The organism is Roseovarius nitratireducens (genome assembly GCF_002925845.1).
Classification (GTDB): domain Bacteria; phylum Pseudomonadota; class Alphaproteobacteria; order Rhodobacterales; family Rhodobacteraceae; genus Roseovarius; species Roseovarius nitratireducens.
Map to the genome: position 1 here is coordinate 43,711 of NZ_PDNI01000043.1, position 24,809 is coordinate 68,519.

31 protein-coding genes are annotated in these 24,809 nt (G+C 66.9%); 20 read left to right on the plus strand and 11 right to left on the minus strand.

Annotation, left to right across the window (positions count from 1 at the left end):
- Positions 1–3: 3 nt before the first annotated feature.
- Positions 4–1,050: an ABC transporter permease gene (locus CRJ03_RS08470; protein ID WP_104018455.1), complete on the minus strand. Its 1,047-nt coding sequence runs from the start codon at positions 1,048–1,050 to the stop codon at positions 4–6.
- A 132-nt stretch (positions 1,051–1,182) separates the two neighbouring features.
- On the minus strand, positions 1,183–2,295 hold the full coding sequence (gene ald / locus CRJ03_RS08475; RefSeq protein ID WP_104018456.1) for an alanine dehydrogenase: 1,113 nt from the start codon (positions 2,293–2,295) through the stop codon (positions 1,183–1,185).
- A 135-nt stretch (positions 2,296–2,430) separates the two neighbouring features.
- Between ald and CRJ03_RS08480 the strand changes: the two genes are divergently transcribed.
- The 3 genes from CRJ03_RS08480 to CRJ03_RS08490 all read left to right on the plus strand — a co-directional run bounded on the left by CRJ03_RS08480 (position 2,431) and on the right by CRJ03_RS08490 (position 5,772).
- On the plus strand, positions 2,431–2,895 hold the full coding sequence (locus CRJ03_RS08480) for an Lrp/AsnC family transcriptional regulator (protein ID WP_104018457.1): 465 nt from the start codon (positions 2,431–2,433) through the stop codon (positions 2,893–2,895).
- A gap of 80 nt (positions 2,896–2,975) precedes the next feature.
- Positions 2,976–4,640: an ABC transporter permease gene (locus CRJ03_RS08485; protein ID WP_104018458.1), complete on the plus strand. Its 1,665-nt coding sequence runs from the start codon at positions 2,976–2,978 to the stop codon at positions 4,638–4,640.
- A gap of 172 nt (positions 4,641–4,812) precedes the next feature.
- Complete coding sequence (locus CRJ03_RS08490; RefSeq protein WP_104018459.1) at positions 4,813–5,772, plus strand: IS5 family transposase; 960 nt, start codon at positions 4,813–4,815, stop codon at positions 5,770–5,772.
- A gap of 179 nt (positions 5,773–5,951) precedes the next feature.
- Here CRJ03_RS08490 and CRJ03_RS08495 read toward each other — a convergent pair whose 3' ends face one another.
- Positions 5,952–6,554, minus strand: coding sequence for a flavin reductase family protein (locus CRJ03_RS08495; protein ID WP_104018460.1), 603 nt, complete (start codon positions 6,552–6,554; stop codon positions 5,952–5,954).
- 92 nt (positions 6,555–6,646) lie between these two features.
- On the opposite strand from CRJ03_RS08495, the gene CRJ03_RS08500 reads away from it, so the two are divergent.
- Together CRJ03_RS08500 and CRJ03_RS08505 are read left to right on the plus strand one after the other, a co-directional pair.
- Positions 6,647–7,129, plus strand: a complete 483-nt coding sequence (locus tag CRJ03_RS08500; RefSeq protein WP_104018461.1) for a GNAT family N-acetyltransferase — start codon at positions 6,647–6,649, stop codon at positions 7,127–7,129.
- 52 nt (positions 7,130–7,181) lie between these two features.
- The gene (locus CRJ03_RS08505; protein WP_104018462.1) at positions 7,182–7,946 is read left to right on the plus strand and encodes an EcsC family protein; all 765 of its coding nucleotides are present in this window, start codon (positions 7,182–7,184) and stop codon (positions 7,944–7,946) included.
- Positions 7,947–7,959: 13 nt separating this feature from the next.
- Here the strand turns inward: CRJ03_RS08505 and CRJ03_RS08510 are convergent, their stop codons facing one another.
- Complete coding sequence (locus CRJ03_RS08510; protein WP_104018463.1) at positions 7,960–9,129, minus strand: MalY/PatB family protein; 1,170 nt, start codon at positions 9,127–9,129, stop codon at positions 7,960–7,962.
- Between the two features lie 96 nt (positions 9,130–9,225).
- On the opposite strand from CRJ03_RS08510, the gene def (CRJ03_RS08515) reads away from it, so the two are divergent.
- From def (CRJ03_RS08515) to CRJ03_RS08535, 5 genes are read left to right on the plus strand one after another with little or no spacing between them, the layout of a single operon-like run.
- Positions 9,226–9,744 (plus strand): peptide deformylase, encoded by a 519-nt coding sequence (gene def, locus CRJ03_RS08515; RefSeq protein ID WP_104018464.1) that lies wholly within the window; start codon positions 9,226–9,228, stop codon positions 9,742–9,744.
- Complete coding sequence (gene def, locus CRJ03_RS08520) at positions 9,741–10,235, plus strand: peptide deformylase (protein ID WP_104018465.1); 495 nt, start codon at positions 9,741–9,743, stop codon at positions 10,233–10,235. The genes def (CRJ03_RS08515) and def (CRJ03_RS08520) overlap by 4 nt, the downstream gene beginning before the upstream one ends.
- Before the next feature lie 59 nt (positions 10,236–10,294).
- A complete protein-coding gene (fmt, locus tag CRJ03_RS08525) occupies positions 10,295–11,203 on the plus strand; it encodes a methionyl-tRNA formyltransferase (protein WP_104018466.1) in 909 nt (302 codons plus the stop codon).
- A gap of 4 nt (positions 11,204–11,207) precedes the next feature.
- On the plus strand, positions 11,208–11,450 hold the full coding sequence (locus tag CRJ03_RS08530) for a hypothetical protein (protein ID WP_104018467.1): 243 nt from the start codon (positions 11,208–11,210) through the stop codon (positions 11,448–11,450).
- A gap of 3 nt (positions 11,451–11,453) precedes the next feature.
- Positions 11,454–11,693 carry a GlsB/YeaQ/YmgE family stress response membrane protein gene (locus CRJ03_RS08535; RefSeq protein WP_104018468.1) on the plus strand — a complete coding sequence of 80 codons (240 nt, stop codon included), beginning with the start codon at positions 11,454–11,456 and terminating at the stop codon, positions 11,691–11,693.
- Between the two features lie 3 nt (positions 11,694–11,696).
- Here the strand turns inward: CRJ03_RS08535 and CRJ03_RS08540 are convergent, their stop codons facing one another.
- From CRJ03_RS08540 to ispH, 5 genes are all read right to left on the minus strand, one after another.
- Positions 11,697–12,320 (minus strand): trimeric intracellular cation channel family protein, encoded by a 624-nt coding sequence (locus CRJ03_RS08540; RefSeq protein ID WP_104018469.1) that lies wholly within the window; start codon positions 12,318–12,320, stop codon positions 11,697–11,699.
- A complete protein-coding gene (gene rnhA, locus CRJ03_RS08545; protein ID WP_104018470.1) occupies positions 12,317–12,784 on the minus strand; it encodes a ribonuclease HI in 468 nt (155 codons plus the stop codon). Before rnhA ends, CRJ03_RS08540 begins: the two co-directional genes overlap by 4 nt.
- Positions 12,777–13,394, minus strand: a complete 618-nt coding sequence (locus CRJ03_RS08550; RefSeq protein WP_104018471.1) for a glutathione S-transferase family protein — start codon at positions 13,392–13,394, stop codon at positions 12,777–12,779. Before CRJ03_RS08550 ends, rnhA begins: the two co-directional genes overlap by 8 nt.
- Positions 13,395–13,404: 10 nt before the next feature.
- A complete protein-coding gene (locus tag CRJ03_RS08555) occupies positions 13,405–13,860 on the minus strand; it encodes a DUF3429 domain-containing protein (RefSeq protein ID WP_104018487.1) in 456 nt (151 codons plus the stop codon).
- Positions 13,861–14,274: 414 nt separating this feature from the next.
- Positions 14,275–15,225 (minus strand): 4-hydroxy-3-methylbut-2-enyl diphosphate reductase, encoded by a 951-nt coding sequence (gene ispH, locus CRJ03_RS08560; protein WP_104018472.1) that lies wholly within the window; start codon positions 15,223–15,225, stop codon positions 14,275–14,277.
- A gap of 202 nt (positions 15,226–15,427) precedes the next feature.
- Here ispH and CRJ03_RS08565 point away from each other — a divergent pair, with 202 nt between their 5' ends.
- On the plus strand, positions 15,428–15,826 hold the full coding sequence (locus CRJ03_RS08565; protein WP_240611617.1) for a c-type cytochrome: 399 nt from the start codon (positions 15,428–15,430) through the stop codon (positions 15,824–15,826).
- A 16-nt stretch (positions 15,827–15,842) separates the two neighbouring features.
- Here CRJ03_RS08565 and CRJ03_RS08570 read toward each other — a convergent pair whose 3' ends face one another.
- On the minus strand, positions 15,843–16,292 hold the full coding sequence (locus tag CRJ03_RS08570; RefSeq protein WP_104018474.1) for a YqaA family protein: 450 nt from the start codon (positions 16,290–16,292) through the stop codon (positions 15,843–15,845).
- Between the two features lie 214 nt (positions 16,293–16,506).
- Here CRJ03_RS08570 and CRJ03_RS08575 point away from each other — a divergent pair, with 214 nt between their 5' ends.
- Positions 16,507–17,784, plus strand: a complete 1,278-nt coding sequence (locus tag CRJ03_RS08575) for a YadA-like family protein (RefSeq protein ID WP_104018475.1) — start codon at positions 16,507–16,509, stop codon at positions 17,782–17,784.
- Positions 17,778–18,251 (plus strand): hypothetical protein, encoded by a 474-nt coding sequence (locus tag CRJ03_RS08580; RefSeq protein ID WP_104018476.1) that lies wholly within the window; start codon positions 17,778–17,780, stop codon positions 18,249–18,251. The genes CRJ03_RS08575 and CRJ03_RS08580 overlap by 7 nt, the downstream gene beginning before the upstream one ends.
- A gap of 19 nt (positions 18,252–18,270) precedes the next feature.
- Here CRJ03_RS08580 and CRJ03_RS08585 read toward each other — a convergent pair whose 3' ends face one another.
- On the minus strand, positions 18,271–18,852 hold the full coding sequence (locus tag CRJ03_RS08585; protein WP_104018477.1) for a LabA-like NYN domain-containing protein: 582 nt from the start codon (positions 18,850–18,852) through the stop codon (positions 18,271–18,273).
- Between the two features lie 145 nt (positions 18,853–18,997).
- On the opposite strand from CRJ03_RS08585, the gene folK reads away from it, so the two are divergent.
- The 7 genes from folK to lepB all read left to right on the plus strand — a co-directional run.
- On the plus strand, positions 18,998–19,591 hold the full coding sequence (folK, locus tag CRJ03_RS08590) for a 2-amino-4-hydroxy-6-hydroxymethyldihydropteridine diphosphokinase (RefSeq protein ID WP_104018478.1): 594 nt from the start codon (positions 18,998–19,000) through the stop codon (positions 19,589–19,591).
- 65 nt (positions 19,592–19,656) lie between these two features.
- The gene (gene rpoZ / locus CRJ03_RS08595; RefSeq protein ID WP_104018479.1) at positions 19,657–20,010 is read left to right on the plus strand and encodes a DNA-directed RNA polymerase subunit omega; all 354 of its coding nucleotides are present in this window, start codon (positions 19,657–19,659) and stop codon (positions 20,008–20,010) included.
- A gap of 40 nt (positions 20,011–20,050) precedes the next feature.
- A complete protein-coding gene (locus CRJ03_RS08600) occupies positions 20,051–22,189 on the plus strand; it encodes a RelA/SpoT family protein (protein WP_104018480.1) in 2,139 nt (712 codons plus the stop codon).
- Between the two features lie 2 nt (positions 22,190–22,191).
- Positions 22,192–22,896: a DUF2062 domain-containing protein gene (locus tag CRJ03_RS08605; protein WP_104018481.1), complete on the plus strand. Its 705-nt coding sequence runs from the start codon at positions 22,192–22,194 to the stop codon at positions 22,894–22,896.
- Between the two features lie 14 nt (positions 22,897–22,910).
- On the plus strand, positions 22,911–23,660 hold the full coding sequence (locus CRJ03_RS08610) for a pyridoxine 5'-phosphate synthase (protein WP_104018482.1): 750 nt from the start codon (positions 22,911–22,913) through the stop codon (positions 23,658–23,660).
- Complete coding sequence (gene acpS, locus CRJ03_RS08615) at positions 23,657–24,067, plus strand: holo-ACP synthase (protein WP_104018483.1); 411 nt, start codon at positions 23,657–23,659, stop codon at positions 24,065–24,067. Before CRJ03_RS08610 ends, acpS begins: the two co-directional genes overlap by 4 nt.
- 59 nt (positions 24,068–24,126) lie before the next feature.
- The coding region (gene lepB / locus CRJ03_RS08620) for a signal peptidase I (RefSeq protein WP_104018484.1) at positions 24,127–24,809 on the plus strand (683 nt) is incomplete at its 3' end.

Consider the following 24,809-nt stretch of genomic DNA (forward strand, 5'->3'; position numbering starts at 1 on the left):
CTCCTAGGTCACGCTGATGCGCGGGTTGAGATAGACGTAGCCGATATCGGAAATCAGTTGTGTCACCAGCACGACGATGACCGAGACCACCGACACCGCGAGCAACAGCTCGATATCATTGTTGCTCGCCGCCTGCACCAGCGTCCAGCCGAAGCCCTTGTAGTTGAACAGCGTCTCGACGATCACCACCCCGTTCAGGAGCCAGGGAAATTGCAGCATGATGACCGTGAAGGGCGCGATCAGCGCGTTTCGCAGCGCGTGCTTGAGCACGATGTTGGGAAAGCTCACCCCCTTGAGCCGGGCGGTGCGGATGTATTGCGCGGTCATCACCTCGGCCATCGAGGCGCGCGTCATCCGTGCGATATAGCCCATGCCGTAAAGCGCGATGGTCAACACCGGCAGGAAGAAATTCTCGAATGATGGATTCTCCATCGCGCTCGTCGCCGTGCCCTTGAACCATTTGAGCCCCACGGCGGAACTGGCGAAGATGGCGATGAACAGCACGCCCGAGACGTATTCTGGCGTTGCCGTGGTGGTAATCGCGAAAGTCGAGAGCGTCCGGTCGGTGCGCGAGCCCTCGCGCATCCCCGCCATCACCCCGAGGATCAGCGCCGAGGGCACCATCAGCAGCATCACCCACAGCATCAGCCGCCCCGTCAGCCCCAGCTTCTCGCCGATGATGCCGCTCACCTCGGTGCGGAACACGGTGGAATAGCCCCAGTCGCCCTGAAGGATTCCGCAAAAGCGCGGAGCGTCGGCGGCGGGCGTGTCCTGGTCGATGCAGCGCCCGCGCAGGGTGCCGTCCCGACCCTCCTGCGTCCAGCCCGGCAGGACGCCCAGCCATTGCCCGTATTTCACCGGCAGCGGCTGCAGATAGCCGTTGCGCCCGAGATAGCTCGCTACCTCCTCGTCGGTCATGCGAAAATTGCCCTGCGTCTTGGCGAGCTTTTCGAGGTTGGGATAGAGATTCGTCAGGAAAAAGACGATGAAGGTCAGGCAGAGCGCCGTGAGCAGCATGACGCCCACGCGGCGCAGGATGAACTTGGTCAATGTCACGCCCCCCTGTCGGCGTTTTTTTGTTCAGTGACGCTAAGCGAGGGGGCGCGCCCGGTCCAGTTCAAATTGCGACGCGAGTATCCTGAAAACGACCCCGGCCCGCGCGGGCGGGCCGGAGGCGGCGGGTCAGAGCAGTGCTTCCGGGGGGACGGTTTCGATGCCGAGCGCCTCGCCCACGGCGGCGTAGGTGAGCTGACCCGCGTGAACGTTGAGCCCGGCGAGCAGGTGCGGGTCGTCGGCGCAGGCGCGCTTCCATCCCTTGTCGGCGAGCGCCAGCATGAACGGCATGGTGGCGTTGCCCAGCGCCAGCGTCGAGGTGCGGGCCACTGCGCCCGGCATGTTGGCCACGCAGTAATGCATGATCCCGTCCACCTCGTAGACCGGATCGGCATGGGTGGTGGCGCGCGAGGTCTCGAAACAGCCGCCCTGGTCGATAGCCACGTCGACGAGCGCCGCGCCGGGCTTCATCATCGGAAACTGGTCGCGGCGCACCAGCTTGGGCGCGGCGGCCCCGGGGATGAGCACTGCGCCGATCACCATGTCGGCCTGCGGCAGCAACTCGTCCAGCAGCCCGGCGGAGGAATAGCCAGTCTTGAACATGTCGCCGAATACGTCGTCGAGATAGCGCAGCCGCGGCAGCGAGCGGTCCAGCACGGTGACGTCCGCGCCCATCCCGGCGGCAATGCGGGCCGCGTGCGTGCCGACCACGCCGCCGCCGATCACGATCACGCGCGCGGGGCCCACGCCGGGCACGCCGCCCATCAGCACGCCGCGCCCGCCATTGGCCTTTTGCAGGGTCCACGCGCCCATCTGCGGCGCGAGGCGGCCTGCCACCTCGGACATCGGTGCGAGCAGCGGCAGGCCGCCCGAGCGATCCGTCACCGTTTCGTAGGCGATCGCCGTGCAGCCCGAGGCGAGCAGGTCACGAGTCTGCGCCTCGTCGGGGGCGAGGTGCAGATAGGTGAAGAGAAGCTGCCCCTCGCGCAGCATCTTGCGCTCTACCGCCTGCGGCTCCTTGACCTTCACGATCATGTCGGCTTCGGCGAACACTTCCTCGGCGGTGGCGACGATGCGCGCGCCCACCGCCTCGTAGGCGGCATCGTCGAAGCCTGCGCCCGCGCCCGCGCCGGATTGCACGATCACCTCGTGGCCGCGGCCCACGGCCTCCTGAGCGGCGATGGGGGTGATGCCGACGCGGAATTCCTGGGGCTTGATCTCGCTGGGGCAGCCGATCTTCATTTGGGTCTCCTCCTTGGGTTTCTGATCCATTGTGGCGCGGATGGCTCGCAAGGCGGTTGAAATTTCACTCGCCTGGCGGACGATCTTGTGAATATACTTCGGTGATAACGGTGTTTCGGGGGAGGGTCTTGCAGGATGGCGCTGGATGACACGGACAGGCGGCTCTTGCGCGTGCTTCAGAAACGCGGGCGCATCTCGAACGCCGATCTCGCCGAGGCGGTGTGCCTGTCGGCCTCGGCCTGTCACCGGCGGGTGCAGCGGCTGGAGGCGGAAGGGTATATCACCGGCTATGTCGCCCTGCTCGACGCACGCAGGATGGGGGTGCCGGCAGTTATCTTCGTCGAGATCACGCTTACCACGCAGGCTGACGATGTGCTCGACGCCTTCGAGAAGGCGGTTGCGCGGGTGCCCGACGTGCTGGAATGCCACCTGACCGCGGGGGCGGCGGATTACGTGCTCAAGGTGGTGGCCGAGGATACCGAGGATTTCGCCCGCATCCACCGCCAATACCTCGCCCGGCTGCCCGGCGTGGCCAAGATGCAGTCGAGCTTCGCGCTGCGCACGGTGTTCTCGACCACGGCGTTGCCGGTGAACGGCTGAGGGCGGCGCGGCTTGACCGCGCGGGGCGGGGCGAATACTGATCGAATTCGTCGGATTAGCCCCGGAGCCCGTCCCCCGAGATGAGCGAGACCTTCCTGCACCGCCTCGCCTGGATCGTGGTGATCCTGTGCCTCGCGCCCATCGTCGCGGCGGCGCTCGCGGCGTTCACGGGCGATCTCGACACATGGCGGAACGTGCTGTGGTCGGTGCTGCCGCGCTACACGGCCAACACGCTCAAGCTGGTGGCGATCGTGGCGGTGGGCACGGCCATCATCGGCGCGGGGTCGGCATGGTTGGTAACGGTCTACCGCTTTCCTGGTGTGCGCCTCCTGGAGGTGACGCTGGCGCTGCCGCTGGCGTTTCCGGCATACGTGATGGCGTATGCCTATACCCATATGCTCGATCATCCCGGCCCGGTGCAGACGGCGCTGCGTGCGGTGACGGGATGGGGCCCGCGCGAGTACTGGTTTCCCGAGGTGCGCTCGCTTGGCGGCGCGGCGGCAATGCTGACCATCGTTCTCTACCCGTATGTCTACCTGCTGGCGCGCGCCTCGTTCCGGCAGCAATCGGCCAATGCATTCCTGGTGGCGCGGACGCTCGGGCGGTCGCCGGCGCAGGCGTTCTGGCGGGTGGCGCTGCCGATGGCGCGACCGGCCATCGCGGGCGGCGTTCTACTGGCGATCATGGAGACCATCGCCGATTTCGGTACGGTGGCGTTCTTCAACGTGCAGACCTTTGCCACCGGCATCTACCAGGCGTGGTTCAGCCTTGGCGACCGGGCGGCGGCGGCGCAGCTTGCGCTCTGCCTGCTGGCCTTCGCGCTGTTGCTGGCGGGGCTGGAACGGGCGAGCCGGGGCCGGGCGCGCACCGCCGGGCGTGGCGGGCGGTTCGAGACGATGGAGCGCCCGCACCTGCGCGGCGCGGCGGCGGCGGGCGCGTTCGCCTTCTGTTTCCTGCCGGTGCTGCTGGGCTTCGTGCTACCGGTGGTGATGCTGGGGGTGATGGCGGTGGGTTCCGGGCAGGACCTGTTTTCGTCGCGCTATCTCGGCTTCATGTCCAACTCGCTGGTTCTGGCCTCGGTGGCCTCGGTGCTGACGGTGCTGGGCGCGGTGCTCGTGGGTTTCCGCGCGCGGACACGGCCGGGGCGGGCTTCGCGCGCGCTGGTGGTGGGCGCGGGGCTGGGCTATGCGGTGCCCGGGGGCGTGATCGCGGTGGGGTTGATGGTGCCGATGGCGGCGTTCGACAATGCGCTCGACGCGGTGATGCGCGAGTATTTCGGCATCCGCACCGGGCTTCTGATCACCGGGTCGATCTGGCTGATGGTGATGGCCTACGTGGTGCGGTTCATGGCTGCCGCGCTCAACGCCTATGACAGCGGCATGGCCACGGTGCCCTACAATCTAGACGCGATCGGGCGGTCGCTGGGGCAGCCGGGGCCGGGGCTTCTGCGGCGGGTGCACCTGCCGGTGGCGCGGACCTCTGTGCTGACGGCGCTTCTGATCGTGTTCGTGGACGTGATGAAGGAATTGCCCGCGACGCTGATCCTGCATCCGTTCAACTTCCAGACCTTGGCGGTACAGGCGCACCGGCTGGCCTCGGACGAGCGGCTGGCAGAGGCGGCGGTGCCGTCGCTGGTGCTGGTGGCCTTCGGCCTCATCCCCGTGCTGATCCTGTGCCGAACGCTGGGGCGCGATGCGCAGAGCCGCCGGGCGGCAAAGCTGGGGGCGGCAATCTCGGCGGGGTGAGGGATGTCGGGGCCGTTTGTGGCCTTGAGCCGCCGTAGGCCGTCAGTGTCGGGGGACCCGCACAGCAAGGTAAGGTCAAGAAAGTTTAAAACTTTCTTGAACGGAATCTTTTCAGAGACCTCAGCGAAACTCTTGGGATTCCCTGAGATGGTTTGGTGGGGTATGTTTTGTCATGAGACAGAGTTTTTCGACCCAGCCCGCCTTGTTTGCTCCGCAGGAGTTGTTCGACCACCCGGCGCTTTGTGCCCTGGATGAGGTGGAGGTGCTGATTGACTGGGACCGCATTGCGGCGCTTTTGCCTGCGGGAGAAGAGAAGGTTCAGACCGGTCGTCCCGGTTATCCTGCGCTCACGCTGTTCCGGGCGCTGCTGCTGGGGCTTTGGTATGATCTGTCGGACGTGAAGCTCTCGGCTCAGCTGGCCCGGGACCTTCTGTTTCGCAAGTTCTGCCGCCTGGAGCTGGATGCGGGCGTGCCGGAGGCCTCGACGCTGGGGCGGTTCCGGGCGCGGCTGGGGGACCGTTTGGACGGCATTCTTGCGGAACTCGTAGCCATGCTGGAGGAGGCCCGGGTGATCCTCGCGGAGGGCCGGGTGGCCATCGTTGACGCAACCGTGGTCGAGGCGGCCCGCAGCAAGCTCTCGACGCAAGACCCGGAGGCGGGCTCGGCGGTGAAGATCACCGTGAAGGGCCGCAGGCAGGCGGTCTGGGGCTGGCAGGCCTTTGTCAATGCCGACGAGGACGGGTTCGTGCGGCGCGTGACCGTGAGCCCCGGGAACCGGGCCGAAGTGGACAGCCTGTGTGATCTGATGGTCGGCGACGAGACCGCCCTCTATGCGGACAGCGCCTATATCGGGCCGCGAACCCGGGCGCTTCTGGCGCATCACGGGATGTGCGATCGGGTTCAGAAGCACGGGGTCCGCAGGCGCAAGCTGACGCCACAGGAGCGTGCCCGGAACGTTGAAATCGGCGTCACACGCGGGCGGGTGGAGGCGATTTTTGGCCACTGGAAGCGGCACTGGGGCCTGCGCCGAACCCGGTTCCTCGGGGCTGCCAAAATGCAAGCCCTGACCAGTCTTGCGGCCATCGGCTGGAACCTGTGGAAAGGTGCCGGGTTCAAAGCGAGATACGGCTGATAACCCGGCTCCCTCACCAATCTCACCTGCCAATCAAGGCCACCACCGAAGCCTAACAACCGGCCCAAAACCATCCCGGGGGAAACAAATCCCACCTCACCGTTCAAACGAGGCGTTTCGCTGAGGTCTCTTTCAAGATTCCGTTTTTCAACGTCCGCTCCAAGCCAGACCCGCCCGCCCTATTCCGGTCGCTGGAGGCTGAACGTGTCGCGCACAACCGTGTAATCCATGTAGCCCAGCCGCGAGAGCGGATTGTAGCGGGTGACGTCGAAACGGCCATCGTTGAGGCAGGCATCGTCCATGTGCACGCCGGTTACCTCGCCGAACACGACGAAATTTGCCTCGCCGGGAAGCTGGACGATCTGCGTGAGGCGGCATTCGAGCGCGGCGGGGCTGGCGGCGACACGGGCGCAGTCGATGGTCTGGCACGCGGCCTTTTCCAGCGCGGCATCGGCGAACTCGTCCACCTCGCGGCCCCATGGCCCCGAGGTGCGGTTCATGGCGTCGGTCAGCGCCTCGCTCACCACGTTGACGCAGAACACGCCCGTTTCCCGGATATTGGCGACGCTGTCCTTGGTGCCGTCGCGGTCGGGCTTGACCGAGGTTGACGCGAACATCACCTGCGGCGGCACATAGGCCACCGCGTTGAAGAAGGAATAGGGCGCGAGATTGTCGTGGCCCTCGGCGTCGCGGGTGGAGATCCAGCCGATGGGGCGCGGCGTGACGATGGCGTTGAACGGGTTGTGCGGCAGGCCATGCCCATCCTCGGGACGGTAGAACATGCGGTCTCCTTTCGGGGGTGATCCGGTTTGTGCAAGCGGTAACGCCGTGCTACGCGGCGTGCCAGTCAATTCTCGCAAAGGTGCGGTGCGTCATGGTCGAGCTTGGGCCCGAGGGGCCGCAGGATCTGTGGGAGGTCGAGGCGCTCTATGACCTGTGCTTCGCGCCGGGGCGCGAGGCGCTGTCCTCCTACCGGCTGCGCGAGGGCGTGCCGCCGGTGGCTGATCTGTGCCTCGTGGCGCGCGAGGACGGGATCATCGCGGGTGCGATCCGCTACTGGCCGGTGCGGGTGGGGGAGGCGCGCGCCCTGCTATTGGGCCCCGTGGCGGTGCATCCCACCCATCAGGGCGAGGGGTTGGGCGGCTGGCTCATCCGCGAGAGCGTCGAGCGCGCGCGCACGCTTGACTGGGCGCGGGTGATGCTGGTGGGCGACGCGCCCTATTACGGGCGTTTCGGCTTTGCCCGGCTCGACAAGGTCGAGATGCCACCACCGACGAACCCGGCGCGGGTGCTGGGGCTGGCGCTTACTCCCGGTGCGTGGGACGGGGTGGCGGGCGCGGTGGCGCCCGCAGCTTGAATTCCGGCGCGGCCGCCGTCATTTCTTTGGCAGGAGCTGGGAGGCGGACGGCATGGAAATCCTTGGACGGCCTATCGAAGAACCGGCGGTCGAAGCGCGGCTCGACGCGCTGGTGGCGCGGCACGCGCGTGCAGGCAGTGGCGCGATGGACGTGCTCAACCTCATCGGCGCGCAGGCCGAGGGGCTGCTCGACCGGCTGCCGGCCGAGGCGCGGGCGCGGCTGGGTACGGTGACGGAACGCGCGTTGCTGGGTGCGGCAGAGGCGGCGCATGGCACGCGCGACTCGGTGCCCGACATGTCGCAGGGACGCACACGGCTGCTGACTACGGTGATGGGCGCGGCTGGGGGCATGGGAGGTCTGCCCACGGCGCTCGCCGAACTACCGGTGACGGTGACGGTGCTGTTGCGCGCGATCCAGGACGAGGCCGCCGCGCACGGGTTTGATCCGGCCGAGCCGGGGGTGCGCTTCGCCTCGGTCGAGGTGTTCGGCACCGCCGGGCCGCTCAGCGATGACGACGGCAGCGACCTGGGCTTCATCGGGGCGCGCGTGACGCTGACCGGGGCGGCGCTGCGGGCGCTCATCGCGCGGGTGGCGCCGAGGCTGGCGGCGGTGCTGGGCCAGAAGCTTGCGGCGCAGAGCGTGCCGCTGTTGGGCGCGGCGGCGGGGGCGGCCACGAATTACGCCTATACACGCTACTACCAGGACATGGCGCATGTGCATTTCGGGCTGCGGCGGCTGGCCATCGAGGCCGACCGCGACCCGCGCGAGATCGTGGCGGCGTTCCGCGAGAGGGCGGGTCGCGTGACGCGCGGATGACGCGGCGCTTGCCCTATTGCAAATCCGCGAAAGCCGCCTGCAGCCGCTCCACTGCCTCGGCCACCCGCGCGCGGGGCGTGGCGATGTTGAATCGCAGGAAGCCCTCGCCGCCGGTGCCGAAGCTTGGGCCGTGGTTGACGCAGATGCGCGCCTCGCGTTCCACTCGGCGGGTGAACTCGGCGGGGTCCATGCCCGTGCCGGAGAAATTCACCCAGGCGAGGTAGGTGGACTCGAGCGGCATGGATTTGAGCCCCGGAATGGCGTTGACGCCCGCGTCGAAGAGCGTTCGGTTGCCGTCGAGATAGGCGCAGAGCGCATCGACCCATTCCGCGCCCTCCGGTGAATAGGCGGCTTCGGCCATGAACAGGCCAAAGGAATTGGGCGATATCCCCATCGCCGCCATCCGCTTGGCGAAGCGCGCGCGCAACCCCTCGTCGGCGATGATCACGTTGCCGAGATGGGCCCCGGCGATGTTGAAGGTCTTGGTGGTCGCCGTCATCATCACCAGCCGGTCCTCGACGCCGTCGATATGGGCCATCGGGATATGACGCTGACCGGGCATCAGAAGGTCGTGGTGAATCTCGTCGGAGACGAGAATGAGGTCGTGGCGACGAGCGAATTCGGCCACGTCCTGCAATTCGGCGCGCGTCCAGACGCGACCGCCGGGATTGTGCGGCGAGCACAGGATGACCATGCGCTCGTTGCCGGTCATCAGGGCGTCATAAGCCGCGAAATCCATCTCGTAGCGGCCGTTATTATCCACGAGCGGGCATTCCCGCACCTCGCGTCCCGCCGCGCGGATCACGCGGGCGAAGGCATGATAGACGGGGGTGAAGAGCACCACCGCGTCGCCCGGCTCGGTGAAGGTATCGACGCACATCGCGGTGCCGTTGACGAGGCCGTGGGTGGTGAAGATCCATTCCGGCTCGACCTGCCAGCCGTGGCGCTCCTTCATCCACCAGCGGATGGAGGCGCGATAGCCCCGATCATCGCCGTAATAGCCGTAGATGCCGTGCCGGGCCATGCCGTTGAGCGCCTCGGTCACGCAGGCGGGCGGGCGGAAATCCATGTCGGCCACCCACATGGCGATGCCGTCCTGCGGCGAGATGCCGTACTTGGCCTGCATCATGTCCCACTTGTCGGAATGGGTGCCGCGCCGGTCGATAATCTCGTCGAAATCCATGCCTGTCTCCTGCTCGTTGCCGAGGCGCAGGCTAGCCGAATGCGCGGCGGCTGCAAGGGCGTTGCGGAACGCGCGCCGATCCCCTAAATCAGCGCCATGAAACGGCCCATCCTCATCCATCCCGACCCGCGGCTCAAGAAGGTCTGTGCGCCGGTCGAAGAGATCACCGGCGATCTGCGCAAGCTCGCCGATGACATGCTCGAGACCATGTACGACGCGCCGGGCATCGGGCTCGCCGCGCCACAGGTGGGGGTGCTGTCGAGATTGATCGTGCTCGATTGCGTCAAGGAGGAGGGCGAGGCCCCGCGTCCGCTGGTGATGATCAACCCCGAGGTGCTGGCGTCCTCCGAGGAGATGAACACCTACGAGGAAGGCTGCCTGTCGATCCCCGATCAGTATGCCGACGTGACGCGCCCCGCCGAGGTGGAGGTGCGCTGGATTGATCCCGACGGGGCCGAGCATCGAGAAGGCTTCGGCGGGTTGTGGGCGACGTGCGTGCAGCACGAGATCGACCACCTCAACGGCAAGCTGTTCATTGACTATCTTGGAGCCATGCGGCGGCAGATGATCACCCGCCGGATGGTCAAGCTCAAGCGAGAGAAGGCGCGCGCGTGAGCGCGCGGGCGGTCCTGCGCTGGCCTGACCGGCGGCTGCGTATGGCCGCGGACCCGGTGACGGAGATCGACGACGGGGTGCATGCTCTGTGGGACGAGATGATCGCGGTCATGGAGGCGATGCCGGGTGTCGGGCTGGCGGCGGTGCAACTGGGCGAGATGCGCGCGCTGGCGGTGGTGGATGCGAGCACGAAACGGGGGCAGGCGGTGCGCATGGCCAACCCCGAGATCCTGCACGCGAGCGTGGAGTTGCGCCCCCACGAGGAGGCGAGCCCCTGCCTGCCCGGCGTCGCGGCGACGATCGAGCGGCCGCGCGCGGTGACGGTGCGGTTCCTGAATGCCGATGGTGCGATGGAGGAGCGCGATTTCGTGGGGCTGTGGGCAACATCCGTGCAACACCAGATCGACCATTTGCAGGGGCGGATGTATTTCGACCGGCTGGGCCGGGTGAAACGGGACATGCTGCTGCGGCGGGCGCGGAAACTGACCTGAGGCCGATGCGTATGGAACGCTTGTGATTTGGATATTTATGGCAAGATGAAGGGGGCGGCATGCGCGTGATCTTCATGGGAACGCCGGGTTTCTCGGTGCCGGTTCTGGATGCGCTGGCGGCGGCGGGGCACGAGGTGGTGACCGTCTATTGCCAGCCGCCGCGCCCGGCGGGCCGCGGCAAGAAGGAACGCCCGAGCCCGGTGCAGGCGCGGGCCGAGGCGCTGGGCCTGCCGGTGCGCCATCCTGCAAGCCTGAAGGGCGCGAATGAGCAGGCGGAGTTCGCCGCGCTCGGGGCGGATGTGGCGGTGGTGGTGGCTTACGGCCTCATCCTGCCGCAGGAGGTGCTCGATGCGCCGCACTTTGGTTGTCTCAACATCCATGCCTCGCTCCTGCCGCGGTGGCGCGGGGCGGCGCCCATCCAGCGCGCGATCATGGCGGGCGATGCCGAAACGGGCGTGTGCATCATGCGGATGGAGGCGGGGCTCGATACCGGGCCGGTACTGATACGCGAGGCGGTGACGATCGCGCCGGAGGAGACGGCGGGCGGCTTGCATGACAGGCTCTCGGCGCTGGGGGCAAGGCTCATCGTCGAGGCGCTGGGGCGGCTGGACGGTCTGGAGCCCGAGCCGCAACCGGAAGACGGGATCACCTATGCCGCCAAGATCGACAAGGCCGAGGCGCGGGTGGACTGGAGCCGCCCGGCTGAGGAGGTGGATCGGCTGATCCGGGGCCTGTCGCCGTTTCCCGGCGCGTGGTGCATGGCCGGTGATGAGCGCGTGAAGCTTCTGGGGTCGTGCCTAGCCGAGGGGCAGGGCGCGCCGGGCGAGGTGCTGGATGACGTGGCGACCGTGGCCTGCGGGCGCGGTGCGGTGCGGCTTTTGCGCTTGCAACGCGCGGGCCGCGCGGCGCAGGATGCGGGCGAGTTCCTGCGGGGCATGGCGCTTGCCCCTGGGATGCGACTGGAGTGACGCGATGTTCCTGCAACTCTTCGGCACGGTGGTGATCGCAGGCATCGTGGGCTACGCCAGCGAGCGGAGCGGGTTCACGCGCAATGGGTACATCCCGTCGATCATTATCTGCGTGGGCGGCGCGTTCCTGTTCTATTTCATCCGCATCATGTTCGGTATCCGTTTTGGCGCGCCCGGGATAGATGCGATCCTCTCGTCGGTCGGCGCGCTCGTCATCGTGCCGACCCATTGGCGCAGGCGGAGGTGAGCCATGAGCGTGGTCTATCTCATCATCATCGGTGCCGCGGCGGGCTTTCTCGCCACCCGGCTGATGGGGATGCAGGCGGGCGTGGTGCCCACCGTGCTGCTGGGCATCGCCGGGGCGCTGATCGGCGGGGTGCTGATCCGGGTGATCCTGACGGTGACGGGGCTTCTTGGTGGGCTGATCGGTGCGGTGCTGGGGGCGGTGCTGCTGATCTGGCTTTACCGGATGTATCTGGAGCGCCGGTGAACCTCAGTTGCGCGGCGGGCGGGCGTGGTAGACCGGCAGCCGCCAGCCGAAGGCGAGCGAGCCCGCGCGCAAGGCCCATGTGAGCGCCGCGCAGATACCGAGGACCACCAGCGGGTCATTGGTAAAGAGGCGCGCGATCACCGCCCCGAGCGCGCCCGCGAAGGCCGCCGAGACGTAGAGCTCGCCCTGTTTCAGGACCAGCGGCACCTCGCCCACCACCACGTCGCGCATGAGCCCGCCCATGCAGCCGGTGACCATGCCCATCAGCACCACGATCACCTGCGTCTGACTCATCGCCATCGCCGCGCTGACGCCCGCGGGCACGGCCACGGCGAGGGCGAAGCTATCGAGCCACAGGAGCCAGCGGTAGCGGCTTTCGACCAGGTGCGCAGTAAAGAACACCAACAGCGCGGCGGCGCAGGCAATAAGGATGTAGTTCGGGTTGCCCATCCAGAACACCGGGTTGCGGTCGAGCAGCACGTCGCGCAGCGTGCCGCCGCCCACCGCCGTCAGGCAGGCGAGGAAGGCAAAGCCCACGATGTCGAGTTGCTGGCGCGAGGCGACGAGCGCTCCGGTGAGTGCGAAAATCAGCACAGCGGCGTAATCGAGGAGCGCGAGGTAGCTCATGCCTCGCTCTTGCCGGGCTTGAACGGCGCCATTCCGGCGCGCGCCAGTTCGTCGGCGCGCTCGTTCTCGGGGTGGCCTGCGTGGCCCTTGACCCATTCCCAGGTCACGGTGTGGCGTTTCTGCGCCTCTTCCAGGCGCTGCCACAACTCCACGTTCTTTACGGGCTTTTTCGCGGCGGTTTTCCAGCCGTTCTTCTTCCAGCCGTGAATCCAGCCGGTCACGCCGTTCTTAACATAGCCGCTGTCGGTGACGATGGTGATGGCCGAGGGCTTCGAGAGTGTCTCGAGCGCGTGGATCGCGGCCAGAAGCTCCATCCGGTTGTTGGTTGTCTCGGCCTCACCGCCCGAAAGCTCGCGTTCCTTGGCGATCGTGTCGCCCTCCATTGCGCGCATCAGCACACCCCAGCCGCCGGGGCCGGGATTGCCCGAACAGGCCCCGTCGGTATAGGCGAATAGATCAGCCATCCATCAACCCCTCGTAGCCCGGCAGCGCCGCCACGCGCGCGCACCACGCGGTGAGGCGCGGGAAGCGATGCATATCAAAGCCGCCGCGCGTGCCCGCCGTATGGGTATAGGCGTAGAGCGCGATATCGGCGAGGGTGGGCGAGGGGCCGCAGAACCAGTCCTGCCCGTCGAGCGCGTCCTCCATCAGCCCGAGGATGGCGTGGCCTTCGTCGAGCAGGGCGGCCATGCGCCCGGGCGTGGCCTCATGCGCGAGGTGCGGATATGTGGCGAGCGAGGCGCGCACGGCAACGACCGGCTCGTGCCGGTTCTGCTCGAAGAACATCCAGGCGAGCATCTGCGCCTGCGCCAGCGCGCCCTCGGGCACCCAGCCGGTGCCGTGGCCAAGGTACCACAGGATCGCGTTCGATTCCGTCAGGATCGTGCCGTCGGGCAGATGCAATGCGGGCAGCTTGCCCAGCGGCAGGTGCCCCGCTGCCTTGGCCTCGGCCAGTTTGGGGGTGTTGGTCTCGATGGGGATATGGGTATAGGCGCGCCCCTCGAGCGCCAGCAGGAGCCGCACCTTGTAGCTATTGCCCGAGGAGGGCATGGAATAGAGCGTGAGATCGGTCATGTCGTGGGCCTCAGAGAAAGGTGCCGATGGCGAGGCAGGAGATCGCCACGGCGCTGAGCAGGAGGCGTAGCGGCATCCACCAGTCGGGCGCAAGGCCCCAGCGGGCGAATTGCCAATCGAGAGCCAAGAGCCCGGCAAAACCGAAGATCAGGTTCATCCCTGCCGAGGACGGCCCGCCGCCGGTCATGAAGAACGCCCAGAGCGCGGGGATCACCGAGAGCGCGTAGCCGGTGGCGGCGAGGGTGCCGGTGGCCTTGCTGGCAAAGCCCCAGAGCACGCCGGACATGAACGACAGGATCACCGCGCCGTAGAACAGCATGACATAAGGCCCGGCGAAGCGCGGTCCGATGGCCCGCACTGTCCACAGGCCGAGATCGGGCAGCAGCACGGTCAGCGCCCCCCAGAGGAAGGGGATGAGGCCGGCAAGGCCAAGGATCAGCGGGGCGCGCGGGATGGTCCGGAACATGGGCCGCAAATTGGCGCGGTGGGGCTGGGTTGGCAAGGGCGGATGGGGGGTGGTGTGTTGTTTGTCGAGCGGGATGTTTCTGCCGGTCGCCACGGTCAGGATCTGGCCTGGAGCGGACGTTCGCATTAGCCGCGCATCGACGGGCCGCGGCGCGGCGATCCGACGGTGGTTCTGCCGCGCTTTATGGCAGCCAAATCCGAGAAAGGCCCGAGCGGCGCGCAGGTTCCAGCCAAATCGCCGGGCCGTGGGTGCGGCCCGGCGATGCGCGGCGGCGCGCAAGCGCGCCTTTACTCCGCGCATTGGCACCAAGCTGTGAGGGTCCGCTTCAGGCCATTATGCTCACGGCCGCAACGCGCTGTCATGCCCGAGCTGATCCTTGGGGCGTTACCTGGCACGTCGCATCCGCCACCAACGTCATGCCGTCTCGCGCAGCACCCGTGGCACCTTGAACTCGACGTTTTCCTGCGCGGTCTCGACCATCTCGACGGTTACGTCATAGCGGGCGCGGAAGGCGTCGATCACCTCCTCGACCAGCACCTCGGGGGCCGAGGCGCCGGCGGTGACGCCCACCGAGGTGATGCCCTCAAGCGCCCGCCAGTCGATATCGGTCGCGCGCTGGACAAGCTGCGCGTAGGAGCATCCGGCGCGCGCGCCGACCTCGACCAGACGCCTGGAATTCGATGAGTTGGGCGCGCCCACGACCAGCATCGCCTCGGCCTTTTCGGCCATCGCCTTGACCGCCTCCTGCCGGTTGGTGGTGGCGTAGCAGATGTCTTCCTTGTGCGGGCCGATGATGGACGGAAAGCGCGCCTGAAGGGCGGCGACGATTTCCGCCGTGTCATCGACCGACAGGGTGGTCTGCGTCACGAAGGCGAGCTTGGCCTCGTCGCGCACTGCGAGCGTGGCCACGTCGGCGGGGGTCTCAACCAGCAGCACCTCGCCCGGTGGCAATTGCCCCATCGTGCCCACCGTTTCGGGGTGGCCCGCGTGGCCGATCATCACGATCTGGAGGCCGTTCTCATGGTGGCGCTCGGCCTCGATATGGACCTTGGACACAAGCGGGCAGGTGGCATCGACATAAAGCATCTGGCGCGCGGCGGCCTCGGCGGGGACGGACTTGGGCACGCCGTGGGCGGAGAAGATCACCGGACGGTCAACGGGGCACTCGTCGAGCTCTTCGACGAAGACCGCGCCCTTGGATCGCAGGTCATCGACCACGTACTTGTTGTGCACGATCTCGTGGCGCACATAGACCGGCGCGCCGTACTTTTCGAGCGCCATTTCCACGATCTTGATCGCGCGGTCCACGCCGGCGCAAAAGCCGCGGGGGGCGGCAAGCCAGAGGGTGAGCGAGGGCTTGGGCATGTCGGTGTCCTGCATGGCCCGGAGATAAGCCAGCACGCAGCGCGCGTAAAGGGCGGCGGTGGCGGAACGAGCGCTGCGATCGGGCTTGACCTTCCAGCGGGGGAGAGGCCGATAGCGGCGAGAACCGCAGCGAAGAGAAAGGCTCCCGATGAGAGCGAGACAACGGATGGTGGCCCTGCGCGTGGGGCTGGCCCTTGGCGCGATGGCTGGCGCGGCGCAGGCGGAGGGGGTGTTGCCCTACCGCGATGCCGATGCGGTGGCGCGCGGCGAGCGGCTCTACGAGGCCACTTGCGCCACCTGCCATGGGCGCGACTTGCAGGGCGAGCCAGACTGGCAGAGCCGCGACGCCGAGGGCTACCTGCCCGCCCCGCCGCATGACGAGACCGGCCACACCTGGCACCACCCAGACGCCGTCCTGCTCGACCTCGTGCGGCGCGGGACGGCGGCGGTGGTGGGGCAGGGCTACCAGAGCCGGATGCCAGGCTACGCCGGGGCACTGACCGAGGCGGAGATGCGCGAAGTGTTGGCGTATATAAAGTCCACCTGGCCCGACCGCGTCATCGCGATCCACGACCGGATCAACGTCGAGGCCGGGGGATAGCGCCCCTGCTTTCGCCTCACCCGCCCGCCTGCACTGTGAGCCAGGCCAGCACGATGTAGCGGCCCGTCTTGGCGATGGTCACCAGCACGAGAAACACCCAGACCGGGGTGCGCATTACCCCCGCGATGACGGTGAATCCGTCGCCCAAAGGCGCCCAGCTCATCAGTAAGGTCCACACGCCCCAGCGCGCATACCAGCGCTGCGCGAGCGCCAGTTGCGCGGCGTTGACAGGAAACCAGCGGCGGGTGCGGAACCGCTCGATCCCGCGGCCCATCACGTAGTTGACCACCGCGCCCAGCGTGTTGCCGAGGCTCGCCACAGCCACCAGCCACACCACCGGCGCGCTGCCCGCCACCTGCAGCGCGACGAATACCACCTCGGACTGGAACGGCAGGATCGTCGCCGCGCCGAAGGCGGCGGCGAAGAGACCGGCAAACTGTCCGAGCATCGCGGCGTCGGAGATCATGCGGAGGCGCGTGTCATCATGCCGGGCACCCTAGGCCGGATCGCGACGGTTCCCAAGCCGAAGACGGGTGCCGGTGCTACACTTGGCAGTTGAACGCCCGGCGAAGCCAATTGCAGGTTGATCTGGAAAGAATCAGTGCCCATAAAGACATATATATTAGTGCCTTGGCGTTCTTATTGTCATAAAAATCAATCTTATGGAGTCGTAAAATATCATGTCGCAGTCATGTCGCGTCGGCTTTGTCCCCCTTACCGCATTGTTCATCGGCCTCGGAGCCGCAGCCGCCACCGCGCAGACGCTGGGAACTGGTGCGACAGCAACCGGTGCCGACAGCGTCGCGCTTGGCGACAACAGCCTCGCCTCGGGAGACGGCAGCACGGCGGCAGGCGCGTTGAGCGAGGCTTTGGGCCTGGAAGGGTCCGCGTTCGGTGTGGAGAGCCTCGCCTTCGGGGATTTCAGCACCGCGATCGGCGGGGTGAGCATCGCCTCGGGCAACAACAGCACGGCGCTTGGACATGAAAGCGAAGCCTCGGGCGATGGTGCTACGGCGCTGGGCGGGTCCAGTATCGCCTCGGGCCTGCTGAGTACGGCGACGGGCGAGTTCAGCACCGCCTCGGGCCTGCAGAGCACGGCGACGGGTCAGTTCAGCACCGCCTCGGGGGATTTCAGCACCGCGACCGGGCAGGCGAGCCTCGCTTCGGGGATTGGCAGCACGGCGACCGGCCAGTTCAGCACGGCCTCGGGCCTGTCCAGCACGGCAACCGGCACGGGCAGCGAAGCCTCTGGTGATTTCAGCACCGCGATGGGAACGGGCAGCGTTGCCTCGGGGCAGGCCAGTCTGGCCTCTGGCGTGGACAGCGTCGCCTCTGGCCTGCAGAGCACGGCCGCGGGCGAGTTCAGCACTGCCTCGGGCGATTTCAGCACCGCGACCGGGCAGGCGAGCCTCGCTTCGGGGGACGGCGGCACGGCGACCGGCCAGTTGAGCACCGCCTCTGGGGAGGATAGCACGGCGCTTGGGCAGGGCGCGCAGGCGACCCACGACAACGCGATGGCGCTGGGTGCGGGGGCACAGACCACGGCGGCCAACCAGGTGGTCATCGGCGGCGCCACCAATACCTACACGACACCTGGCATCACCTCGGCGGCCAGCCGTGCGGCACAAACCGGGGCGGTGGAACTCGTGACATCGGACGCACAGGGTAACCTTGCCACCGATGGCGGCGCGACCGATGCGGCGATCCGCGGCCTCAACGACAATGTCCGCGAGAACCGCGACGGGGTGGCGATGGCGCTGGCCATGCAATCGCCTTCGCTTGCCGGGGCGGAGAACTTCGCGCTGTCTGGAGGCATTGGCACCTATGCGGGCGGCAGTGCCTTCGCAGCGACGGGCGCGGTGCGGATCTCGCCCAATGCGCAGTTTGACGGTGGCATTGGGGTCGGCTTTCGCGAGAACCGTGTTGGCGGCCGGATCGGCGTGACGTTCAAATGGTGACTTGGCTGTGGGTGGTGGCGCGCGCGGCGTTGTTGAGCGCCGTGCTTGCCGCGCCCGCGACCGCCCAGACCGCGCCACCGTCCAAGGGAGAGGTGGCACGGCTGGTTTGGACGACGCTGATCGCGCTCGACCACGCCAACCGGACCGGCAATTACACGGTGCTGCGCGATCTTTCTGCGCCCGGGTTCCGCGCCGCCAATGACGCCGCGCGGCTGGCCGGCGTGTTCGCGCGCACCCGCGACCTGCCGCTTGGGCGGGTGGTGCTCTACGCGCCGCAAATGGCCGTGCCGCCCGAGATCGTCGAAGACGGTGCATTGCGTCTGCGTGGGCGCATCCCGATGCGCCCCGAGGCGGTGCTGTTCGACATGCTGTTCGCGCAAGACGGCATGGAGTGGCGGCTCCTGGGCCTGTCAGTGGGGCGCGGCGAGCCGTCGGTGCCCGAGGAGAGTGGCGAGGCGCGCGAGTAACGCGCGCCTGCCCTGGTCGTCACTCTTGCGCGGTGGCGTAGGCGGCCTCGCGCTCGGACGGATCGCGCGGTTCGCGCGGGGGACGCCCGATCACCTCCTTGAGGTCGTCGAGTTCGATGAAATTGTCGGCCTGGCGGCGCAGGTCATCAGAGATCATCGGCGGCTGGCTGCGGATGGTCGATACCACCGAGACACGCACACCCTGACGTTGCAGGCTCTCAACCAGCGGTCGGAAATCTCCGTCGCCCGAGAACAGCACGATGTGATCGACGCGCGGCGCAAGCTCCATCGCGTCGACGGCGAGCTCGATATCCATGTTGCCCTTGACCTTGCGGCGGCCCTGGCTGTCGGTGTATTCCTTCGCGGGCTTGGTCACCATCGAATAGCCATTGTAATGCAGCCAATCGACGAGGGGGCGAATCGGTGAATACTCGTCATTGTCGAGAAGCGCGGTGTAGTAGAACGCGCGCAGAAGCTTGCCCCGGCGCATGAATTCGTTGCGCAGCAGCTTGTAGTCGATGTCGAACCCGAGAGCCTTGCCGGCGGCGTAGAGATTCGAGCCGTCGATGAACAAGGCCAGACGATCATCCTTGTAAAACATCGTGTAATATCCTTTCAAATCGATCCGGCTTGCCTGTGGATGAGTGAGTGTGTGAGTGGTGCGTCAAGCCGGATGTAGCGGAAGAGTTAATCGGTGACCTTGCTGGCTTCAAGTGAGTGGCACGTCACAAAAGGATAGGTTTGTGATGACGTCGGATCAACTGTGCTTGATCGCGCTGGGCGCAAACTTGCCGTTGCGCGATGGGGACCGCGAGGGCGGGCCGGCAGCAACGCTTGATGCCGCGGTGAAACGCCTGGAGATCATGGCAGGAACGCAGGCCGCGGTGAGCGCGTTCTACCGCACGCCGGCCTTTCCGCCGGGGTCGGGGCCGGATTTCGTTAATGCCGCCGCCGCGCTACGCATCGCAGGCACGCCTGAGGCGGTGCTCGCGCAACTGCATGCGGTAGAGGCGGAATTCGGACGCGGCCGTGCCGCGCGCTGGGGCGCGCGCACGCTCGACCTCGATCTGCTGGCCATCGGTGCGCGAGTCCTGCCGGATGCCGGAACGCACGGGCGCTGGCGCGCGCTTGGACCTCTGGAAGCGCAGGGGCAGGCCCCCGACCGGCTCATCCTTCCACATCCGCGGATGCAGGAGCGGGCCTTCGTGCTGGTGCCGCTGGCGGATGTGGCCCCTGACTGGCGTCATCCAATCCTCGGGCAGACGGTACGCGAGATGCTCGCGGCACTGCCCGAGGCGGCGCGCGCCGAGGTCGTGGCGCTGCCGAATCGGTGCTTGTAAATCCCGGCCCGACGCCTTAAATACCGGGCTTCTGATCGAAATGCCCGAGAACTGCCGGAGGTCGCATGGCCCGCGTAACCACAGAAGACTGCGTCGACAAGGTCCCGAACCGATTCGATCTGGTGATGCTCGCTGCTCACCGGGCGCGCGAGATCGCCGCCGGCGCCCCGCTCACGGTGGATCGCGACAACGACAAGAATCCTGTCGTGGCGCTGCGCGAAATCGCGGACGAGACGCAATCGGCGGGGGATCTGCGCGAGCGGCTCATCGAATCCCACCAGACCCAGATCGAGGTGGACGAGCCCGAAGAGGACACGATGGCGCTTATGATGGGGGCGGAAGCCGACCAGCCGGAGCCGGACGACATGTCCGAGGAAAAGCTGCTGCGCGCCCTGATGGAAGCGCAGGGCGAGGGCTGAGGCCCGTCGCAGCCGCCAAGGGACCGGGGCGTGCCACCAGATGATCGCCGTCGATGACCTGATCTCGCTGGTGCGCCATTACAATCCGAAGACGGACGAGGCCCTCATCCGCGACGCCTATGCGTTTGGCCGCGAGATGCATGAGGGCCAGTCGCGGCATTCGGGCGAGCCCTATTTCACCCATCCCGTCGCGGTCGCCGCGATCCTGACGGAACAGCGGCTGGACGACGCGACCATCGTCACCGCGCTCTTGCACGACACGGTCGAGGACACCAAGGCGTCCTACCGCACGGTGGAAGAGCGCTTCGGCACCGAGATCGCCGAGCTGGTCGATGGCGTGACCAAGCTGACCAACCTGCAACTGTCGAGCTCCGAAACCAAGCAGGCGGAGAATTTCCGCAAGCTGTTCATGGCCATGTCGCGCGATCTGCGGGTGATCCTGGTGAAGCTCGCCGACCGCCTCCACAACATGCGCACGATCAAGGCGATGCACCCTGACAAGCAGGCGCAGAAGGCGCGCGAAACGATGGACATCTACGCGCCGCTCGCGGGGCGCATGGGGATGCAGTGGATGCGCGAGGAGCTCGAGGATCTCGCGTTCCGCGTGCTCAATCCCGAGGCGCGCGCCTCGATCATCCGCCGCTTCATCACGCTTCAGCGCGAGACCGGCGACGTGGTCGAGCGAATCACCGGCGACATGCGCCTTGAGTTCGATCGTGCGGGGATCGCGGCGGAGGTGTTCGGGCGCGCGAAGAAGCCCTATTCGATCTGGCGGAAGATGCAGGAAAAGCAGATGGGCTTTTCGCGGCTGTCCGACATTTACGGCTTTCGCATCATCACCGGGTCCGAGGCCGATTGTTACGCGGTCCTGGGCGTGATCCATCGCCGCTGGCGCGCGGTGCCGGGGCGGTTCAAAGACTACATCAGCCAGCCAAAATCCAACGGTTACCGTTCGATCCACACGACTGTGTCGGGGCGGGACGGCAAGCGGGTGGAGGTGCAGATCCGCACTCAGGCGATGCATGACGTGGCCGAGACAGGGGTCGCGGCGCACTGGTCCTATCGCGACGGGGTGCGCGCCGAGAACCCCTTTGCCGTCGATCCCGCGCGCTGGATCTCGGCGATGAACGAACAGTTCGACGCCGAGGAGGATCACGAGGATTTCCTCGAGGCGGTCAAGCTCGAGATGTATGCCGACAAGGTGTTCTGTTTCACCCCCAAGGGCGATGTCATCAAGCTGCCGCGCGGGGCCACGCCGATAGATTTCGCCTATGCCATCCACACGCGGATCGGGCATGCCTGCGTGGGGGCCAAGGTGGACGGGATGCGCGTGCCGCTCTGGACGCGGATCAAGAATGGGCAATCGGTCGAGATCATTACAGCGGGCGGGCAGATGCCGCAGGCCGCGTGGCTCGACATTGCCACCACCGGAAAGGCGCGCGCGGCCATTCGCCGGGCGCTGCGTGAGCTGGACCGCGACCGCTATGTCAAGCTGGGCCGCGAGCTTGCGCGCTCAGCCTTCGAGCACGTGGGCAAGCGCGCCACGGACAAGGCGCTGGAGGCCGCGGCGCGCACGCTGCGGCTCAAGGATGCCGACGAGGTGCGCGCGCGCCTGGGCAGCGCCGAGTTGACCGCGCAGCAGGTGCTACGCGCGGTTTATCCCGATCTCGCCCCCGCGGGCGAGGCCGAGGTGGCCCGTGACCGGGCCGTGATCGGCCTCGCCGCCGACCAGGGATTTGCCCGCGCCCGCTGTTGCCAGCCGCTGCCAGGCGAGCGTATCGTCGGCATCACCCATCGCGGGCAGGGCGTGGTGATCCACGCCATAGATTGCGAGACACTGTCGCGCTACGATCAGCAGCCCGAGCGCTGGCTCGACCTGCATTGGCACACCGGCAAGCATCCGGCGGCCTATGCCGTAACGCTCGACCTGACCATCGGCAACGATGCGGGCGTGCTGGGGCGGATTTGCACCTTGATAGGCGAGCAGAAGGCCAATATCTCGGATTTGACATTCGTCGACCGGAAACCAGATTTTTACCGATTGCTGATCGATGTCGAGTTGCGCGATGCCGAGCATCTGCACAGCGTCCTGTCGGCGCTCGACGCCGAGGCGGACGTTGCCGCCGTGGAACGCTATCGCGATCCGTCCCGCTCGGGGGACAAGCGCGAGGAGCCGTAGGCGTGATTTTCAGACGCCGAGACCGTAGGCCGTGGTGGCGCATCGTGGCCAATTTTCTCTGGCCGCGGGGCGGCTGGGCGCGCGCGTTCACCTATGTCAAGCATCGGGTCAACCGCCTGCCAGACCCGCCTGACCGGATCGCGCGGGGCATCTTCGCGGGCGTGTTCACCACCTTCACACCGTTCTACGGGCTGCATTTCGTCGTTGCCGCTACGCTCGCCTTCGTGGTGCGCGGCAACATCCCGGCGGCGCTCTTGGGCACGTTCTTCGGCAATCCGCTGACCTATCTGCCGATTGGCGTGGTGTCCTTGCAGACCGGGCATGTCATCCTCGGACGCCACACACCCCACGAGGAGGAGATCAGCCGCTCGCTCGGTGGCAAGTTTCTCGACGCGGGCGAGGATCTGAAAAACAATATCATCGCCATCTTCACCGACCGGCAGGCGGATTGGCACGGGCTGGGCATTTTCTATGACGAGGTGTTCTTTCCCTACATGATCGGCGGTATCGTGCCGGGGATGGTGGCAGGGCTTGCCGCCTATTACATCAGCCTGCCGGTGATCGCCGCCTACCAGAAGCGGCGGCGCGGCGCGCTCCGGGCCAAGTGGGAGGCGCTGCGCAAGAAGCGCGCGGCAAAGGACAAGGCGGCGCGTGAGGCCAGCGAGGAGAGCAAGGCGGAGCGCGATCCCCCGGCGGGACGCCCATGAGCAAGGAGCCACAGATGACGGCAGAGACAGGACTGCGCCTTGGCGTGAATATCGACCACGTCGCCACCGTGCGCAACGCGCGGGGGGGGGCCTACCCCGACCCGCTACGCGCCGCGCGCATCGCCGAGGAGGCGGGCGCTGACGGGATCACCGCGCATCTGCGCGAGGACCGCCGCCACATCTCGGACGCCGATATCGACGGGCTGATTGAGGTGCTGACGGTGCCGCTCAACTTCGAGATGGCGGCGACGGCAGAGATGCAGAAGATCGCCCTGCGCCACAAGCCCCACGCCGTATGTCTGGTGCCCGAAAAGCGCGAGGAACGCACCACCGAGGGTGGGCTCGAAGTGGCCCGCGAGGAGAACCGGCTGGCGCATTACATAGTGCCGCTGCGCGAGGCGGGCTGCCGGGTGTCCATTTTCATCGCCGCGGACAAGCGCCAGATCGACGCCGCCCACCGGATCGGCGCGGAGGTGATCGAGCTGCACACCGGCGCCTATTGCGATGCCCATGCCGAGGGCGATATCACCACCCGCGACCGCGAGTTGGAGGGGTTGCGCGAGATGGCCAGCTATGCCCATTCGCTGGGGCTGGAGGTGCATGCCGGGCACGGGCTGACCTATGACACGGTGCAGCCGGTGGCGGCATTGCCAGAGGTGAGGGAGCTGAATATCGGCCATTTCATCATTGGCGAGGCGATATTCATGGGGCTGCAACCGGCCATCGCCGAGATGCGCCGCCTGATGGATGAGGCGCGGGGGTGATCCTCGGCATCGGCACGGATCTCGCGAATATCGACCGGATCGCCGGCACGCTGGAGCGGTTCGGCGACCGGTTTCGTAACCGCGTCTTTACCGAGATTGAGCAAGCCAAGGCCGAGCGCCGCGCCGATGTGGCGGGCACCTATGCCAAGAGATGGGCCGCCAAGGAGGCGTGTTCCAAGGCGCTCGGCACGGGGCTGCGCATGGGGATCGCTTGGAAGGATATGGCCGTCAGCAATCTGGCGACAGGGCAGCCGGTGATGCATGTGACAGGCTGGGCTGCCGACCGGCTGGCCGAGATGACGCCCGAGGGGTACGAGGCGATCATCCACGTCACGCTGACCGACGATCACCCCTGGGCGCAGGCTTTCGTGGTGATCGAGGCACGCCCGATCGTGCCCGCGCCTTGACACCCCGGCCCACGCGCCGCATGAAGCGCCGGACCACAGGCACCCCCGCGGAGACAGGCATGGCATCCGAGACCCAGAAAGGCAGCTCCATCTGGGAGACGGTCAAGACCGTTTTCTGGGCGCTGGTGATTGCAGGCATCTTCCGCACCCTGTTCTTTCAGCCCTTCTGGATCCCGTCCGGGTCGATGAAGGATACGCTGCTCATTGGCGATTTCCTCTTCGTCAACAAGATGGCATACGGTTATTCCTATGCCTCCTGCCCATCGATCCGGCTGGGCGGGCTCGATATCGACGCGCGCGACATCTGCGGCTGGCTCGACGGTGACAACACCCGCATCCTCGGCGGCGAGCCCGAGCGTGGCGACATCATCGTGTTCCGCCACCCGGTGGACGGCACCGATTTCATCAAGCGGCTGATCGGGCTTCCGGGCGACCGGATCCAGATGAAGGGCGGGGTGCTGCATATCAACGGCACGGCGGTGGAGATCGAACCGGCGGGCGAGTTCATTGAGAAATACGGCCCGCAGGGACCAATGGGCGACAGGGTGACCATGAATTGTGTCAATCGGGGAGTTAGGCTGGACGAAGACTGTATAAAGCAGCGATACATCGAGACGCTGCCGAATGGACACAGTCATACGATCCTCGACAGCGGCCCGCAACGGGCCGACAATACCGGCGTGTTCACGGTGCCGGAGGGGCATTACTTTTTCATGGGCGACAACCGCGACAATTCCACCGA